16 protein-coding genes and 1 riboswitch are annotated in these 17,132 nt (G+C 28.3%); all 16 genes read left to right on the top strand.

The window, feature by feature from the left end; all coding sequences use genetic code 11:
* Positions 1 to 48 precede the first annotated feature (48 nt).
* Entirely contained in the window at positions 49 to 762 is a 714-nt protein-coding gene (locus BUB01_RS03205; RefSeq protein WP_072985243.1) for a DUF5714 domain-containing protein, read from the top strand.
* Positions 755 to 1,834, top strand: a complete 1,080-nt coding sequence (locus tag BUB01_RS03200) for a hypothetical protein (RefSeq protein WP_072985242.1) — start codon at positions 755 to 757, stop codon at positions 1,832 to 1,834. The genes BUB01_RS03205 and BUB01_RS03200 overlap by 8 nt, the downstream gene beginning before the upstream one ends.
* Before the next feature lie 30 nt (positions 1,835 to 1,864).
* Positions 1,865 to 2,620 (top strand): MIP/aquaporin family protein, encoded by a 756-nt coding sequence (locus tag BUB01_RS03195; RefSeq protein ID WP_084108241.1) that lies wholly within the window; start codon positions 1,865 to 1,867, stop codon positions 2,618 to 2,620.
* Positions 2,621 to 2,633: 13 nt separating this feature from the next.
* Positions 2,634 to 3,437 carry a putative arsinothricin biosynthesis methyltransferase ArsM gene (arsM, locus tag BUB01_RS03190; protein ID WP_072985240.1) on the top strand — a complete coding sequence of 268 codons (804 nt, stop codon included), beginning with the start codon at positions 2,634 to 2,636 and terminating at the stop codon, positions 3,435 to 3,437.
* Positions 3,438 to 3,460: 23 nt separating this feature from the next.
* On the top strand, positions 3,461 to 4,687 hold the full coding sequence (locus BUB01_RS03185; protein ID WP_072985238.1) for an ATP-grasp domain-containing protein: 1,227 nt from the start codon (positions 3,461 to 3,463) through the stop codon (positions 4,685 to 4,687).
* A gap of 19 nt (positions 4,688 to 4,706) precedes the next feature.
* Complete coding sequence (locus BUB01_RS03180; protein WP_072985236.1) at positions 4,707 to 5,000, top strand: hypothetical protein; 294 nt, start codon at positions 4,707 to 4,709, stop codon at positions 4,998 to 5,000.
* Between the two features lie 24 nt (positions 5,001 to 5,024).
* Complete coding sequence (locus BUB01_RS03175) at positions 5,025 to 6,296, top strand: MFS transporter (protein ID WP_072985234.1); 1,272 nt, start codon at positions 5,025 to 5,027, stop codon at positions 6,294 to 6,296.
* 214 nt (positions 6,297 to 6,510) lie between these two features.
* On the top strand, positions 6,511 to 6,969 hold the full coding sequence (locus BUB01_RS03170; protein WP_072985232.1) for a MarR family winged helix-turn-helix transcriptional regulator: 459 nt from the start codon (positions 6,511 to 6,513) through the stop codon (positions 6,967 to 6,969).
* A 128-nt stretch (positions 6,970 to 7,097) separates the two neighbouring features.
* Entirely contained in the window at positions 7,098 to 7,598 is a 501-nt protein-coding gene (locus BUB01_RS03165; RefSeq protein WP_072985230.1) for a GNAT family N-acetyltransferase, read from the top strand.
* Positions 7,599 to 8,198: 600 nt separating this feature from the next.
* Entirely contained in the window at positions 8,199 to 10,394 is a 2,196-nt protein-coding gene (locus BUB01_RS03160; RefSeq protein WP_072985228.1) for a DNA topoisomerase III, read from the top strand.
* Positions 10,395 to 11,146: 752 nt separating this feature from the next.
* Entirely contained in the window at positions 11,147 to 11,467 is a 321-nt protein-coding gene (locus BUB01_RS03155) for a rhodanese-like domain-containing protein (protein WP_072985226.1), read from the top strand.
* 46 nt (positions 11,468 to 11,513) lie between these two features.
* The gene (trxA, locus tag BUB01_RS03150; protein ID WP_072985224.1) at positions 11,514 to 11,834 is read left to right on the top strand and encodes a thioredoxin; all 321 of its coding nucleotides are present in this window, start codon (positions 11,514 to 11,516) and stop codon (positions 11,832 to 11,834) included.
* A 15-nt stretch (positions 11,835 to 11,849) separates the two neighbouring features.
* A complete protein-coding gene (locus tag BUB01_RS03145; RefSeq protein ID WP_072985222.1) occupies positions 11,850 to 12,218 on the top strand; it encodes a C-GCAxxG-C-C family (seleno)protein in 369 nt (122 codons plus the stop codon).
* Positions 12,219 to 12,651: 433 nt separating this feature from the next.
* On the top strand, positions 12,652 to 13,131 hold the full coding sequence (locus BUB01_RS03140) for a DUF7832 domain-containing protein (RefSeq protein WP_072985220.1): 480 nt from the start codon (positions 12,652 to 12,654) through the stop codon (positions 13,129 to 13,131).
* A gap of 257 nt (positions 13,132 to 13,388) precedes the next feature.
* On the top strand, positions 13,389 to 14,189 hold the full coding sequence (locus BUB01_RS03135; RefSeq protein ID WP_072985218.1) for an SMI1/KNR4 family protein: 801 nt from the start codon (positions 13,389 to 13,391) through the stop codon (positions 14,187 to 14,189).
* Between the two features lie 166 nt (positions 14,190 to 14,355).
* Positions 14,356 to 14,449, top strand: a riboswitch (NiCo riboswitch).
* Between the two features lie 112 nt (positions 14,450 to 14,561).
* Positions 14,562 to 17,129, top strand: coding sequence for a cation-translocating P-type ATPase (locus BUB01_RS03130; RefSeq protein WP_072985216.1), 2,568 nt, complete (start codon positions 14,562 to 14,564; stop codon positions 17,127 to 17,129).
* Positions 17,130 to 17,132 lie beyond the last annotated feature (3 nt).

Below are 17,132 nucleotides of genomic sequence, written 5' to 3'. Positions count from 1 at the left end.
GTGTTAATGGAATAAAAAGTAAAATGGGAAAAGTAAAGGGAGGAAAAAATGATTACAGGAAAATGTTTAACATGTAATGGTGAATTAGAACATTATAAAAGTCTAGTTATTGCTAAGTGTTCAGAATGTGGAGCACGTGAAAAAACATATATAATGTGTAAAAATGGTCATTATCTTTGTAACACTTGCGCATCAAAAGAATCAATAGGGAAAATTTTCAATAATATGTTTACTTATCAGGATAAGAATCCTTTAGATGTTGCTGAAAAATTAATTAAAGATTGTGGTGTTTGTGGTAATTCACCTCATCCAATGACTACAGCAGCTTTTTTAGTAGCATATAAAAATTTAACAAATGAAATAGATGAAAAAACTGTTATGGAAGGTGTTATGAGGGCAACTCAAATTCCAGGTGGATGGTGTGGGTATTTTGGAGCATGTGGTGCAGCTATTGGACTTGGTGTAGCCTTTGCTATAATTAAAAATTCAACCCCTATGTCAAATGAAGAGAGAAGTTTAGCTAATTTGGTAACATCAAAAGCTCTAGAGAGCGTATCTATTCAAGGTGGTCCAAGATGCTGTACAAGTTCAGTTAGAGTGAGTTTAGAGGTTGGATGTGAAATTTCGGAGGAATATTTGGGTGTTATTTTTCCAAAGAGAAAATCTAATTTTAAAAAATGTTGGGTAAGTAGTTTCAATGATGATTGTAGAAAAGAAAGATGCACATTTTTTAATAATAGAGGAGAATTAAATTATGGTTAATAAGGAATTGTACAAAAATATGATAAATATTGCTATTCAAAAAAATGAGGATTTGGATATGCTAAGTGTTGCAGGAAATCTTAATGAATTTGATGGCTTTGATAGTAATGAAATTAAAGATTCTAAAAAGATATTAGTTATAGGCTGTGCCAATACAAGAAGCATAATGTCTTTACTAGATAATGTTAGAGATGATGCTGAGGTAATAATTTTGGAAGATGATAAAAATTATATTAATAATTTAATTGAGTATACAGAAGAGTGTAGGATTAAGCCTATTATTAAACTTTGTGATTTAACAAATATGAAGCTTAATTATGAATTTGTTGGAAGATTGATAAACGAAAAACCTATTAATAGTATTGAGGAATATTTAAAATTTATTAAAATTATTGAGAATGTAACAAAAAATAATCCCTTAATAAGAAATGAATGGGCAGATGTTCTTTTTGTAAATTTATACAATAGATATGATAAAAATATAATAAAAAATATAATGGCTCAGGGGTTTACTCTATTGAAGGAGCAGGGCAAAATTTTAATCAATGTAGTTCTTTCAGATGAAAATATTAAGAAAAATATTAATAATCTATTTAATAATATTCAAATTAAAAATATTCCACTTGAATCAGAAATGTTAAATGATTTAGAAAAGGTTGGATACCTTGCTATAGGATACACTAGAAGAAGTACTCTACCATTACGTATAGTTAAACAAGTTGAATTGAGATCTTATGTAGTTAAGGCTACAAAGGGGACACAAGGAATTTGCAAAGAAAAAGGTCATTCTGTCTTGTATTGTGGCCCATGGAAAGAGGTTATAGACGATGATGGACATCGTCTAATTCGTGGAAAGAGGTCAGCTGTATGTGAGAAGACATTCAAAAATCTTACAAGTGAATCATATAGAGCTGAGGTTATTGGAATTGAACCATATTATATAATATCAGAAGAAGAAGCACAGGTATTTGATTGTAGTATAAGACCAATAAGAGATCCTAAAATAACAAAGGGAATAAAGAAGCTTGAATCTAAGAATATTGAAGATATAGAAGAAGTTAAATGCTGTTAGTGAATGTTTAATATAAGAGGGAGCTAAAAAATGAGTAAATTTAAGGAGATATGTCCAGGAACTAAAGATAATTTGTATAAAGATACTATGGAGAATAAAAATTATAAAAAGTACTTTGCAGAGTTTTTTGGGACATTTATATTGCTTTTTTTTGGAGTAGGGGCAATATGTATATCGTATTCCACTAAGGTGCTAGGTAATAGTGAGATAGCACTTGTATTTGGAGTTATTGTTACGATATTAATTTACTCCTTAGCAGATGTATCAGGAGCAGATTTTAATCCAGCAGTAAGTATAGCAAAATATTTAAACAACTGTCTTACTTTTAAAGAGTTAATACTCTATTTTATTGTTCAAATATTTGGAGGAATAGCAGCATGTGGACTATTAAATCTGTTATTTGGAAATATAGCTGTTAAGAGTTCTCTCACTATCCCTAAAACATCTACTATACAGGCTGTTATATTAGAATTTATTTTAACTGTATTATTAGTAACGATAATATTATGGGCTGGTGTATATAAAAAGGCTAACCAGAACTTAGTAGGAGTTTTAATTGGAGGAACTATAATGTTGGAAGCATTAATCTTTGGGCCAATAAGTGGAGCATCTATGAATCCAGTCAGGACATTAGCTCCAGCAATTATTTGTGGACAGATGCAATATGTATTTATATATATTATAGCAATAGTACTTGGAGGAGTTGTTGCTGCAATACCTTTTAAAGTGAATAAAGAGAGTGAGCGAGATGAAGTTCTAGATGAAATAGAGGTTTTAAAAATTTGATAAGAGGTGAAATATGAATAAAGAAGTAATAAAAAGATTTTATGAAAATGTTGGAAATGGGGATGGGCCATACAATCTTAATACAGACAGGTTTGCACCTACAGCTGCATCTGAGAAAATAAAAGAGATAGTATTGGAAAACAACTTTAAATGTATTTTAGATATTGGATGTGGGATGGGAGTGAGTCTAATAAATTTAGCGAAACTACTTCCTGATGATGTATGTTTTGTAGGTATAGATTTTAATGAAAGTATGATAAAAAGGGCAAAGGAAAAATTAGAAGAAAATAAAAGTTTGATAAATAGAGTAACGTTCGTGGTTGCAGAAGCAGATGAGCTACCATTCAAATCAAATTTTTTTGATTTAGTCTTTAGTGAATGTGTGTTTAATTTAGTAGAAGACAGGAATTTACTTATTAATGAAGTGAATAGAGTTTTAAAAACTGATGGAATATTAGTATACTCTGACTTTGTTGCATTTAAAGATGTGCCAGTATATATTAAAGAATCTGATAGTCTAGCATGTGGATGTCAATCAGGAAGTATTACATTAAGTCATAATATAGAAGTTCTTGAGAATAATTTTTTTACGGATATTGAATGTATTAATTATGGTGCTGATAAAAAAAGGAGAAAAATTGAATTAGAAGAGTCAAGTGATGTAATAAGGAGCGAAAATAAGAAATTTGAAGATGAAAATCCTGAGATGGCTGAGTTTTTAGATAAAGAAATTTCATATTATCTAATAAAATCTAAAAAGTCAGCTAGTATACCAGATATAAGTGGAATAAATTGTTCATGTATGAAGTGTAAATAAGTATTATACAAGGAGGGAAAATAATGCAAAATAAAGATGAGTATATTCTTGTTATAGGAAAATTACTTGAGGGAAATGAAATAGATATTATAAAAGAATTTGGATACAAGACTATTGTGTTTAATACTGAGTTGAATTTACAACAGGTATTTGAAGCTGACATACCAATAGAAGTTAATTTAAATTGTGATAGCTCAGTTATAAATAAGGCATTAGAAGTTGCTGAGAAGTATTGTATTAAGAGTGTATTTACATTAAATGAATATAGAGTTCCGTTAGCTGCAAAAGTTAGGGAGTCTTTAGAAATAAAATATGGAATACCATACGAAGCTGCTATAAACTGTAGAAATAAAAAAAATACTAGAAAAATACTTCAACAATTAAAAAAGGGGGCTGTGGAATATTTTGTTATAGGTTCAATAGAAGAAGCAGAAGAAGTTATGAAAAAGCTTGATTTTCCTATTGTTGTAAAACCATCAAATGATGCTGGAAGTAATATGGTTTTTTGTTGTAGGAAAAAGTCTGAGGTAAATGATGCAATAAATAAGATTAGTTCAACGACAAAAAATAGTGTAGGTCAAATTTTAGATAAGGATATATTAATTGAAGAGTTTTTGGATGGTCCAGAATTTAGTGTGGAATCTTATACTCATAATGGTGAAAGCAAAGTTATAGCTATAACCTCTAAAAAAATACTATCACCTTTTAATCCAATAGAAGTTGGACATACAGTTCCAGCACAAATAACTGAAAATGAAAATAAAGAAATTGAAGAGGTAGTATTAGAGGCTTTAAAATTATTAAAAATAGACTATGCTATTACTCACACTGAAGTTAAGTTAACATTGAAAGGTCCTAAAATAGTAGAAGTTAATGCAAGGCCAGGTGGTGATAAAATACCATTTTTGGTAAAGGCTACAACAGGATATGATTTAAATAGAGCATCTTTTATGCTTTCATTAGGAAAAAAAGTTAGTTGTGTAAGCAATAATATAGTAGCTAAAAAAGCAGATATAAGGTTTTTTATAGCTGATAAAAATGGAACAGTAGGGTTTGATAGTGTTTGTAAGCTATATAGTAACCATAATATTAAGAAGGTAGACATAAAGATTAGCAATGGAAGTAAAGTTACAAAAACAACCAGTAATTATGATAGATTGGGATGGTTTATAGCTTATGATGAGAATGATGATGTATTAAATGAGTCAATGAATTTTGTTAATGTAATAGGATCAAAATGTTGTAAATAAAAATTTGGAGGTATTAAATATGATTAATTATTGTGAAAATTTACAAGGGAAATTCAATTGTTATTGTAAGGAAGTAGTAGATAATAAAAAAATAACTGATAGAGAATATAGTATAGTTTTAATCGTTGATGCATTAATAAATAATGATAACAATGCATTAAAAAATGCAATTATATTAGCAAAAAATAGTGGAGTAACGAATGAAGAAATAAGTTATATATCAGGAATATTAATAATGAAAAATGGAGAAAGAATTGCTAATATTTCTACCGAAAATAAATGCAAAGAGTCTCAAAGAGTTTGTTGTTCATAGTTAGTTTTTAGGGGTGATAGTATATTGAATAAATTTAATGAATTTATGAAGTTATTTTATGAAGTACCTAGAAATATAAAGCTTATTTTAATTGCTACACTGATTACAAATATAGGTAATGGAATGCATACAATAGCCGTAAGTAAATTATTGTATGATAAAACAGGTACTGCAATGGCCTTTGGAGGCGTATTGATATTAGATAATGTAATATCTTTTATATTTCAATTCATATCTGGATCAGTAGTAGATAGAATTAATACCAAGAAAGTTTCCATTATTTGTGATTTAATAAGAGGTGTTGTTATAATATTTGTTGGTATAATGGTTAATTACTCACACAATGGTATATATTTCCTTATAGTATCTTTGGTTGTGGTAAATGTTGTGAATCCATTTTATAGATCAGCTAATTTTAAATTAGTGCCAATGCTAATAGAAGATTCTTCTAAGTTGTTAAAAATTAATGGAATAGCGGGAGTGTTATTCCAAACCGGTCAATTGTTAGGCGTTGCTTTAGTAGCACCAATATTATATTTTTTTAATCCAGGACTTGCATTGATAATTGATGGATTAACATTTATGTTTTCAGCTATAATGACTAGTTTTATTATAATAAAAGTTTCTAAAAACATAGTTGCTGAAAGTAATATCAAGGCAAATGTTAGCAATAAGTTGTATAATGATTGGAAGGAAATATTTTGTGTTTTAAAAAATGAAAAAAGTTTAATAGCACATATTTCTTTAAGTTCAGGAGATTATTTATCAGTTAGTTTTATTAATCTACTATTAGTTCCTATGGTGACACAATGGTACAATAATAATAGTTTTTGTATATCTTTATTTGATGGTAGTTTCGCCATAGGTGCTATTAGTTCAGTATATTTATTATATAAAATTTATGATAGAATGGGTATAGAAATGTCAAGTTGGATAGGTTTGTTAACTCAGGGGATTATTTTCTTTATCATAATGATAAACAGGAATACTATTATAACAATACTAATGATGTTTTCACTTGGAATGTTTAATGCATTCTCAATTTCAGTATTTCAAACTTCATTGCAATTGAGAGTTGACACTGCAATAAAAGGAAGAATTTCAAGTTTAAGAAATATTATAGTATATACTTTATCATTAATTTTAATACCTATAATAACAAAAATAATGGATTATTCATTGAGTATAGGTATTATAATAGTAGCGATAATAGTATCATTTTATGGTTTGTTATCAGTAATCATTAGTAAAAGTAAATTATTTGGGGAAAATTATTTGCAGTCTAATAACATTTAAGATATAGCAGATATGGATACCCCTTATTAAATAATGATATATTATTTAATAAGGGGTATTTTTATTTAGGCAATAGAAACAAAGGTTATTGTTAATATTCTACAAATATTTAATAAAGAAAAAATATAATTTAATAATACCAGATTATGTACATGTATTGATTATATTGTTATACTTTAAAATATGTTAATATAAAAAATAGTGAGGTGATTAAATGAGAATAGAAGAGTCAGCTCAAAATTTAAGAAGTTCAATTGTAGAATTAGTTAGGAGCTTATCTATTCTTGATAAAACAGAAGCATCAGGATGTAGCATTTCTCTAGCTCAATGTCATGCTATTTTGGAGATTGGTAGAGCTGAGGAAGTAAATCTTAATGAACTAGCAGAGATTCTTAAATTAGATAAAAGTACTATGAGTAGAACAGTAGAAAATATAGTTAGAAAAGGTTATGCACAAAGAATAGTGGATAATAAGAATAGAAAATACGTTAAAATAACATTAACTGAAGATGGAAATAAAATATTTAATGAAACTGAAAAAAATATGAATGAATATTATAAAGATATTTTATTAAATATAGATGAAAGAAAACGTATGCAAGTGTTAGAAAGTTTAAATTTGTTAAATAAGTCTATAAAGGATATAAAAAAAGCAGTGAGTTGTAATAAATAATGTTAGAAACATCTGATAATGAAATAGAATTATCAGGTGTTTATTATTAATTATATTGTAAGTAATTAAATCCGGATTTATAAGGTGTAAATAGATAATGTAAATTATGAAAATAATGGGGTGAAAAAATGGATTTTAAAATAACAGAAATGTTAAAAGAAGATTGGAAACAAGTTGAGGCTGTATATTTAGAGGGTATAAAAACAAGGATTGCAACATTCCAGACAGAAACTCCTACTTGGGTTGAATGGAATAAGAACCATATGAGTTCATGTAGGTTAGTTGTAAAGTATGGAAATCATATATTGGGATGGTGCGCTTTAAGTCCAATGTCAAGTAGATGTGTTTATAGAGGTGTAGCAGAAATAAGTATTTATATTAGTGAAAAATACAGAGGGCATGGGATAGGAACGCTGCTTCTAAATGAATTAATAGCAGAATCAGAGAAGTGTGGTATTTGGACTTTACAATCTAATGTTATTAAAGAAAATGTTCAAAGTAGAAAATTGCATGAAAAATGTGGTTTTAGAGAGGTTGGTATAAGAGAAAAAGTTGCTAAAATGGATAATACTAAATGGATGGATGTAGTTATTTTAGAACGTAGAAGTAAAATCATTGGAGTAGATTAAATAGGTTATAGGTATAGAGTTATCTATACCTTATTTTTGTTAACAAATTATGTAGCAAATATAATTAATAATATTCTAAAAGTAAGTAAAGAAATTAAAATGATAAATAGAGTAGATTAGATATCTAAGGGGGATTTTTCAATTATAAAGTGGATACCTAAAGAAGTTAAAAATGAAAAACTTAATTTTTATGTTAAATTTAATCTTTTATTCAGTATTATGAAGTATAATAAATAATATGTTATAATCCATTTAAATGTAAGAATAAAATTATTGAAGATTATTTTGTTGAAAATTTATTAAGATGGTAAGTGAACTAATGTATATAAAAAATATAAAGTAATAGTAAATAGTTTTTTGCACTAATAATTGAAGTTAGGAGAGTATGTAGTGAAGTATAAATACAAGTTTTAAATATTAGTTCAACAATAAGTGACCATTATAACAGAATATTTAAATTGAGTAATAGTAAGGTTTTTACAAGACAGTTATGAAATATAATTGTGAAAAAGGTCTAAGCTAAGTTTCCTTTGCCTTTTTTTAAAGTTAAAAGAAACTCAACTTAGATAAATCAATAGTAGATAAAGGAGTGATTCTAAAATGGGGAAAACAGTTGTACTAGCAGAAAAGCCTTCTGTGGGCAGAGAATTAGCTAGAGTTTTGAAATGCAATAAAAAGGGAAATGGATATATAGAAGGTGAAAAATATATAGTAACATGGGCATTAGGACATTTAGTTACGTTAGCAGATCCAGAAACTTATGATGATAGATATAAATCGTGGAAAATGGAGGATTTACCAATGCTTCCAAAACCACTAAAGCTTGTAGTTATAAAACAAAGCGGAAAGCAGTTTAGTGCAGTTAAGGAACAATTAAATAGAAAAGATGTAACTGATATAGTTATAGCTACAGATGCGGGTCGTGAAGGGGAGCTAGTTGCTAGATGGATATTAGAAAAAGCTAGAGTTCATAAGCCTTTAAAGAGACTTTGGATATCTTCTCAAACAGATAAAGCTATATTAGATGGATTTAGAAATCTAAAACCAGCAGCACAGTATGATAATCTTTATAAAGCGGCTTCTTGTAGATCAGAAGCAGACTGGGTTGTAGGATTAAATATTACAAGAGCATTAACTTGTAAGCATAATGCTCAGCTTACAGCAGGAAGAGTTCAATCAGCAACTCTTGCCATGATAGTTAATCGCGAAGAAGAAATAAGAAACTTTAAGCCAAAAGATTATTATGTTATAAATGCAAAGACAAAAGGTTTTACACTTTCATGGAGAGATAAAAACAATAATAACAATAGTCTTTTTGATTTAGATAGGGTAAATAAAATACTTTCAAATACTAAAGGTAAAGCAGCAAAAGTTGTAGATGTTAATGAAACTTCTAAAAAGCAATTTGCACCAGCTCTTTATGATTTAACAGAATTACAAAGAGATGCTAATAGAATTTATGGATATTCAGCAAAACAAACTCTTTCTATAATGCAAAGATTATATGAAAACTATAAGGTATTAACTTATCCTAGAACGGATTCAAGATATATTTCAAGTGATATAGTAGCTACACTTCCAGACAGATTAAAAGCAATTGCAGTAGGAAGCTATAGAGCTTTAGCTACTGAAATCTTAAATGGAAAGATAAATGCTCATAAAGGGTTTGTAGATAATAGTAAGGTAAGTGATCACCATGCTATTATACCAACTGAAGAAAGAGGAAATATAGCTCTTTTAAGTAGTGAAGAAAGACATATTTATGACTTAGTAGTTAAGAGATTCTTATCTGTTATGCTACCACCTTATGAATATCTACAAACTACTATAACAGCAGACATAAATGGAGAAACATTTATAGCTAAAGGTAATGTAGTAAAATCTAAGGGATGGAAAAAAGTATATGATAAAGCTACAGATTTAGATGATGAAGAAGAAAATGATAGCCAAGAGTTACCTGTAGTTAAAAAAGGTGATAGTTTAACTGTATCTTCAGTAGATAGCAAAAAACTACAAACTAAAGCACCTGCAAGATTTAATGAAGGTACATTACTTTCAGCTATGGAAAAACCACATAAATATGTATCTGTAGATAAAGTTTCTGCTAAAACATTAGGGGAAACAGGTGGTATAGGAACAGTTGCAACTAGAGCTGATATAATAGAAAAGTTATTTAATATGTTCTATATAGAGAAAAACGGAAAAGAAATAATTCCAACAGGAAAAGGAAAACAACTTATAGAGTTAGTTCCAGAGGAATTAAAATCACCTTTAATGACTGCTAAATGGGAACTAGAACTAGATCTTATAAGCAAAGGTAAGAGAGATCCAAGAGAATTCACAGAAGAAATGAGAAAATATGCAGCAGAGCTAGTTAAAGAAGTTAAGGGAAGTACAGATAAATTCAAGCACGATAACTTAACAGGTAAGAAATGTCCAAAGTGTGGCAAGTACATGCTAGAAGTTAAAGGTAAGCATGGAGTAATGAACGTGTGCCAAGATAGAGCTTGTGGACATAGAGAAAATGTAAGTAAGTTCACAAATGCAAGATGTCCAGAATGTAAGAAGAGACTAGAACTTAGGGGACAGGGAGAGGGTCAAATCTATGTTTGTCCAAATACAAACTGTAACTTTAGAGAAAAAGCATCTCAATTTAATAAGAGATTTGATAGTAAAAATGATAAATTAAATAAAAGAGATGTTCAAAACTATATGAAGAAAATGAAAAAAGAAGCTGATGAGCCTATAAATAATCCTTTTGGAGATTTAATGGCTATGTTTAATAAAGATAAATAATAAGAAATAATGAAAACTCTTTCTTAGCTAATTTTAGTAGTATAAGAAAGAGTTTTTTAGTGTAATTGATATAAAGAAGTAACTTTAATAATATTTTATCAGTTAAGGTTAATGCTTCATAGAGTATATATAACTTTTTTAAGACGCTATATAATTTTAAAATCATGAACTAATAGTGTGATATTAGTAAATATGATATAATTTACTAAAAGGTAGATAATAATTTGTTAGTTAAAAATGATTAAAATCTTATCAACTATAAATTTATTTTTATCTAAATGCATTTGGATTTAAAGATATAGCAGTATATTTTAACCTATAATATGAAAAATAATAGGAGATATAGATGATAGAAATAAAAAATAGTCTTACAAATTAGGATAAGGTTCTTTTTAAGAGAATTATAGAATCTAATGTTAAAGGGTGTTTGGATAATTTTCCAGAAAATCATTTTTTAATTAAAGCATTAAATAGAAATTTTCATTATAAATTAAAATTATTTTATTTCAATCATTATATTGTAATATTACGATATAATGATTAAGCTGAAGAAGACTTAATATTTTCACCAAATTTGGTGTTTAATCAAATTGACTCATAAAAAAATATAGTATTATAATAATTTTAGATACCCCAATGGGGTACATTTGAAAGGTGTAATAGCTATATGTTAAAAATATGAAAAAAATATCTATATTAATATAAAAGAATTTTTAAAAATAAAAACTCAAATAATAGTTAGGAGGAGTAGTATGTTTTCGTTTTTTAGTAAAAATAAAGTAAAGTCAGTTGATATTGATGAGTTAGATTCTTTATTAGGAAGGATAAATTTAATAGATATCAGAGAAACCTATGAATATAAAAGTGGACACTTAAGAACTGCTAAAAATATTCCTATGGAGAAAATTATAAATGAAAGTGATAAATTCTTAGATAAATCTAAGGAATATCATATAATCTGTCAATCAGGTGGAAGAAGTTCTAGAACTACTAAAATCTTAAAGAAAAAAGGATTTAATGTAGTTAATGTTTTAGGTGGAACTTCTGGATATAGAGGACAATTAAAAAGATAAAGTATAAAAAAAAGGAATAAATATTTAAATTGTGGAGGTTTTAATTGTGGCAAAGATAATAAATTCTGTGGAGTTTCAAAATCAGATTTTAAATAAAGAAGGAGTTGTACTTGTAGACTTTTTTGCAGAGTGGTGTGGACCATGTAAGATGATAGCTCCAATTTTAAATGAATTAACAACTGAAGTAGAAAATAAAGCAAAAATATATAAAGTAGATATAGACAAAAGCGGTGAACTAGCGGATAAATATTCAATAATGAGTGTACCTACAATGATAATATTTAAAAACGGCAAACCTGTTGAACAAATAGTTGGGTTTCAATCAAAAGATACTTTAAAAACAAAATTAGAGTATTATGCAAATTAGGGAGGAGTTTTAGATATGACAAAGGCATCAGAATATCATAAACAAGGTTTTACGTGTGGAGAGGCTGTAATAAAAGCATATAATGATGAGCATAAAACAAATATTAGAGTAAGTCTTGGAAGTGGAATGGGTACTGGCTTTACAGTTGGAAGTGTTTGTGGTTCAGTAGGAGCTGCAACAGTTGTTATAGGAGCATTAAAAGGTAGAGAAAATAAAACAGATTTAAATGAAGCTAGACAATACACAAAAGAATTAATGCAATCAGTTAGAGAAAAGTATGGTAGTGAGATATGTAAAGATTTAAAAAAGAATGGGGTAACTTGTTCAGAAATTATAGATTACACCTATGAAACTTTAAATAGTATATTAGATAAACACAAATAAAATTGTATTCTTTAAAATTTAATTCTATAAATTTTGTATATATAAACTCATATAGAACTTAAGGAAGCTTTACAAAAAGTAATTACTATAAATATATTAGATTTTGAATTAAATAATAATTTGTAATAGATAAGATAGACTTTAAATAAGTCTATCTTATTTTTTATTAAAAAATATAATGAAAACTTGAATTTGAAATAATATTAATTATATTGTATGTGGTGTAACCTAAACTTTTTACTTATGGTGTGGTGAATTGTATCATAAGTAAATAAGACTTATAGTGTTGGGTGTTGATATAACTTAATTAAGGTTGTTCTATATTTTGAAATAGCGTATCAGAAGTAGCAAGTGATTTACATAATATGTTATAATTTTGTTCAAGAGATGTTGTTGAAAGAATAAATTCTAATTTGAAAGGATGAATTAAATAATGGCTGTTTTTGATAGTTATGATAATTATTATGACAAGGCAATGGAGGCTTACTGCTCTAGTAATAAAATACAACCTAAAGATATTAATGATGAACAAAACCAAATAATTATTGAAAGATCTTGTGTTCATATTGCATTTTACATTGTATGGATTATTAATAATAAACTGGAGGGAGACATTCATAAGGAGTATGATTCAGAAAAGCTTGAAAAGGTAAGAAGAAAAGAAATGACGGGAGTGGATTTTTTTCTAACATGTTGCGATGGTAAGCTATGGAGTGATGACTTTAGTGACAAAGGATTAGCATTTACAGAATATTATTATGCTAGTAAAGAGTTTATGAAGGATTATGTGGATTTTGTTTTTAATGAACTGTATGATGTTCCGTGTGAATTTAATTTTAATTGGGATGATTTTAAAAAGTTTGAATACGTATTAGATAGAAGATATAAGACTTTTTGTGAAAAAAGTAAATAGTTCTCTATATGATTGTAAGTCTTTATATAATATTTGAATCTGATAGCAAGGAATATGATTTATATCGCACTATGGTTAAAGAGTACATAATATGAGTATAAGACAAGCCTTTTATTAAAATTATTTAAGTTGTAAAAGATTCTTTTATCAAGTAAGTGTAAAAATATTAGGATGGAAAATGGTAAGTATGAGTTTTGTAGTACTAGAAAGTAGTTATGTAGGGTTTTTTAATATATTTATTAAATAAGGAGTAAAAAATGAAAGCAAATTTTTACAACGAATATTTTGATGAATTAAATGCAGAACAACTTGCAATTTTAAAAGAGCAAGATATTACAAAAGAAAATATGAATCAATATTCCTATATTGCTGATGAAGAAGGGAATATAGAAACAATTATTACAGATGAAATGATTTATAATATAATTAAAGAATTAGGAATTAATGAATTACCAAAAAGTTATATAAAATATTTGAAAATTTATGGAGATGGTGGTTGGGGAAAAATTTGGATTTATGGAATCTATAAATGGAAGCAACCTGTTGAGTCAAGATTACTTGACTCAACTTTAATGTATAGAAAAAAATATAATTTAAAGAATGAGTTTGTTTGTATAGCTATAGGCTCTGGGAATGATGATATTATTTATTTCTTTGATACAAGCAGAATGTGTAATGGTGAATGCCCGGTTGTTGTATTTAATGAGAGAACTACAGTATTTGAGGAATATGCTAAGAATTTTAATGATTTTGTAAGAAAATATATTAAAGACGGGATAGGATGGCAAATTAGAATAAATAGAGAAATTATTCATATGATAAGAACTCCAAAGATTCCATTTGTTCAAAGTAGAGCATCTTTCCCAGTATTGGCTATTACAACAATAGCAATTGCAATAGTAACAAATATTCCTTATACTGCTTTTGGAAAGTTAATGGGTATGTCACCTATGCCAGTAGTATACTTTTTATGGTTAGTAGTTACTATATTAGCATATATGCTATTAGTAACATTATTAAAAAAATTATATATAAAGATATATGGTCAATTTTTATAACTTTTAAATACAATCTATTTAATTTTACATTGGCTTATTATTTTATAATGGTTAGAATTAATAAAAATTTATGCATGAAATATTATTAATTGAGAATCAATTGATTGACAGCTTGTAATATTAGTGGTAAAATTTTATTAAAGCTATTTGCACTGCATATAAATCTACAGTACAAACTGAGCAGGCGATGAACTTGTAAAAAAGTTCGTGGGGCCGGGCCTTAATTGGCAGCAGGATGATTATACACCTGTGGGACAGTAAATGTTCTACAGGTCTTTTTTTATACCTACCTATAGAACATTTCTGAAGATTGCAATGCCATAGAGCTATCTTAAAATATGCTTTAAATAAGCAAAAGTGGAGGTAACTATTATGACAGAACAACAACTCAAAGACCAAAAAGGGCTAACTACCCAAAGGGCAAAACAACTTCAAGACAAATTTGGTAAGAATGAGCTTGTTTCTGAAAAAAAGGAAACCTTTCTACACAAGATTTTGCATGTTATTAGCGAACCAATGTTTTTATTGCTAATAGTTGCAGCAGTAATTTACTTTATTCTAGGGGAACCTAAAGATGGTGCTATAATGCTTATTTTTGTTGTAGGAATTATTAGTATTGAAGTAATTCAAGAATGGAAAACTGACAAAACTTTAAATGCATTAAAAGATTTATCAGCTCCTCATATCACAGTACTTAGAGATGGAACTGAAAAGGTAATTAATAGTTCAGATTTAGTACCTGGTGATATAATGTATATTTCAGAAGGGGTTAAAATACCAGCAGATGGTATAGTTTTAAAGGAAAGTACACTTTGTGTTGATGAGTCTTCTCTTACTGGAGAGGCTGAAGGTGTATGGAAGGCTTCTACAGATAATAAAAGTACAAATACTGATTATTGGCGTAAAGATTATTGCTATGCAGGGACTCTTGTTACACAAGGGACTGCTACTATATTAGTAGATAAAATAGGGTTAGAAACTGAATATGGAAAGATAGCACAAAATGTTGTATCTGCTCCTGATAATCCAGCACCACTTCAAAAGCAAACAGGAAAGCTTGTAAAGTTGTGTGCAATAATTGCAGCTATTTTATTTATTTTTGTTGGGATTATTACGTATTTTAATATATCAGACCATAGCTTTGGAGATAGACTTATAGAAAGTATCCTGTCCGGTGTAACTCTTGCTATGGCAATGATACCAGAAGAATTTCCAGTTATTTTAACAGTATTTTTATCAATGGGAGCGTGGAGACTTGCTAAAAAGAAATCTATTGTTAGAAAATTACCATCAGTAGAAACTTTAGGTGCTGTTTCTGTTCTTTGTGTTGATAAAACAGGAACAATAACAATGAACCAAATGACTGTTAGAGATACTTGGAGTTTTACAAGTGATACAAAAAAATTAACACAGCTAATGGGAATGGGCTGTAAAATAGATGCTTATGATCCGATGGAAAAAGCTATGATATCTTATTGTGAAGAACAAGAAATTAAAAGAGATGACCTTTTTAGTGGAGAACTTATAAAGGAATATCCTTTTACTAATGAAACAAAAATGATGGGGAATGTTTGGAAGAATGGGGATACTATTTTAGTTGCAGCAAAGGGTTCTCCTGAACGAATTTTAACAATATGTAATTTAACAGATGAGGAAAGAAAATTAGCAGAAAAGAAAATTCTGGAGATGTCTAGTAAAGGACTTCGTGTTATAGCTGTTGGACAAATGGTTATAGATAATTTAGATGATATAAAAGATACTCTTATGGACTGTAAGTTAGAACTTTGTGGAATGGTTGGGCTTGCAGACCCTCCGAGAGAATCTGTAAAACAAGATATTAAGATATGTACTAAAGCTGGAGTTAGAGTAGTTATGATAACAGGAGATAACGGAATAACTGCTAGCTCTATTGCAAAACAAATCAATATGCCAAATAGTGATAAGATTATTACTGGTGATGAACTTAATGCAATGACTGATGAGGAGCTTCGTGAAAGGGTTAAAGATGTTAGTATTTTCTCTAGAGTTGTTCCAGAGCACAAAATGAGAATAGTTAAGGCTTTTAAAGAAAATGGAGAAATTGTTGCAATGACTGGAGATGGAGTTAATGATGCTCCCGCTCTTAAATATGCAGATATCGGGATAGCCATGGGTAAACGTGGCTCAGAAGTAGCAAGAGAAGCGGCAGATTTAATATTATTAGATGATAATTTTTCTACCATTATAGATACCATAAAAGATGGTAGAAGGATTTATGACAATATTAGAAAAGCTGTTGGATATGTATTTACTATTCATATGCCGATTGCATTTGCTTCATTATTTGCTCCTTTATTAGGAATAAGTCCTGCAAGTATTTTATTACTTCCAGTGCATGTAGTTTTACTTGAACTTGTAATTGATCCTACATGCTCTATTGTATTAGAACGTCAACCAGCTGAACAAGATATTATGGAACGTTCACCACGTAATCCAAATGAAAAAATTTTACCAGCTAAAACTCTTTTTAAGAGTTTAATGCAAGGTTTTGTTATATTTGGAGCATCTTTTGGTACGTATCTTGGATTTTTAAGTCAGTATCCAGAAAATGCACCTCTTGCAAGAACAATGGGACTTGCTATTATATTGTTAGCTAATGTGCTATTGGTTCAAGTTAATAGTTCAAACTCTGAGTTTGCAATTAAGTCCTTTATTAGGCTTATAAAGGATAAAGTAATGTGGGCCGTTAGTTTAGGAACAATTATAGGATTGTTAGTAATATTATATACACCATTATGTGAGTTTTTAAAACTTGCGCCTTTATCTATATATAAATTAATTATAGCAACTGCTATATCAGTAGTTTCAGTTATGTGGTATGAAGTTGTAAAGCTTATAAACTATATGAAGAAAGTAAAAAGTAATGGACTTGAAGATACTACGAATACTTTAAAATTTTAAAGT

The organism is Clostridium cavendishii DSM 21758, assembly GCF_900141845.1.
GTDB lineage: Bacteria > Bacillota > Clostridia > Clostridiales > Clostridiaceae > Clostridium_AG > Clostridium_AG cavendishii.
Note: the sequence above shows the minus strand (reverse complement) of the source record. Positions and strands in the feature narration are given on the sequence as shown.

Excerpts from the sequence above, each read along its gene's own strand:
- BUB01_RS03205 (WP_072985243.1), top strand. The coding sequence starts at position 49 with ATGATTACAGGAAAATGTTTAACATGTAATGGTGAATTAGAACATTAT.
- BUB01_RS03155 (WP_072985226.1), top strand. The coding sequence starts at position 11,147 with ATGTTTTCGTTTTTTAGTAAAAATAAAGTAAAGTCAGTTGATATTGAT.
- BUB01_RS03140 (WP_072985220.1), top strand. The coding sequence starts at position 12,652 with ATGGCTGTTTTTGATAGTTATGATAATTATTATGACAAGGCAATGGAG.
- BUB01_RS03130 (WP_072985216.1), top strand. The coding sequence starts at position 14,562 with ATGACAGAACAACAACTCAAAGACCAAAAAGGGCTAACTACCCAAAGG.
- BUB01_RS03160 (WP_072985228.1), top strand. The coding sequence starts at position 8,199 with ATGGGGAAAACAGTTGTACTAGCAGAAAAGCCTTCTGTGGGCAGAGAA.
- BUB01_RS03195 (WP_084108241.1), top strand. The coding sequence starts at position 1,865 with ATGAGTAAATTTAAGGAGATATGTCCAGGAACTAAAGATAATTTGTAT.
- BUB01_RS03145 (WP_072985222.1), top strand. The coding sequence starts at position 11,850 with ATGACAAAGGCATCAGAATATCATAAACAAGGTTTTACGTGTGGAGAG.
- BUB01_RS03165 (WP_072985230.1), top strand. The coding sequence starts at position 7,098 with ATGGATTTTAAAATAACAGAAATGTTAAAAGAAGATTGGAAACAAGTT.
- arsM (WP_072985240.1), top strand. The coding sequence starts at position 2,634 with ATGAATAAAGAAGTAATAAAAAGATTTTATGAAAATGTTGGAAATGGG.
- BUB01_RS03180 (WP_072985236.1), top strand. The coding sequence starts at position 4,707 with ATGATTAATTATTGTGAAAATTTACAAGGGAAATTCAATTGTTATTGT.
- BUB01_RS03135 (WP_072985218.1), top strand. The coding sequence starts at position 13,389 with ATGAAAGCAAATTTTTACAACGAATATTTTGATGAATTAAATGCAGAA.
- BUB01_RS03170 (WP_072985232.1), top strand. The coding sequence starts at position 6,511 with ATGAGAATAGAAGAGTCAGCTCAAAATTTAAGAAGTTCAATTGTAGAA.
- BUB01_RS03185 (WP_072985238.1), top strand. The coding sequence starts at position 3,461 with ATGCAAAATAAAGATGAGTATATTCTTGTTATAGGAAAATTACTTGAG.
- BUB01_RS03200 (WP_072985242.1), top strand. The coding sequence starts at position 755 with ATGGTTAATAAGGAATTGTACAAAAATATGATAAATATTGCTATTCAA.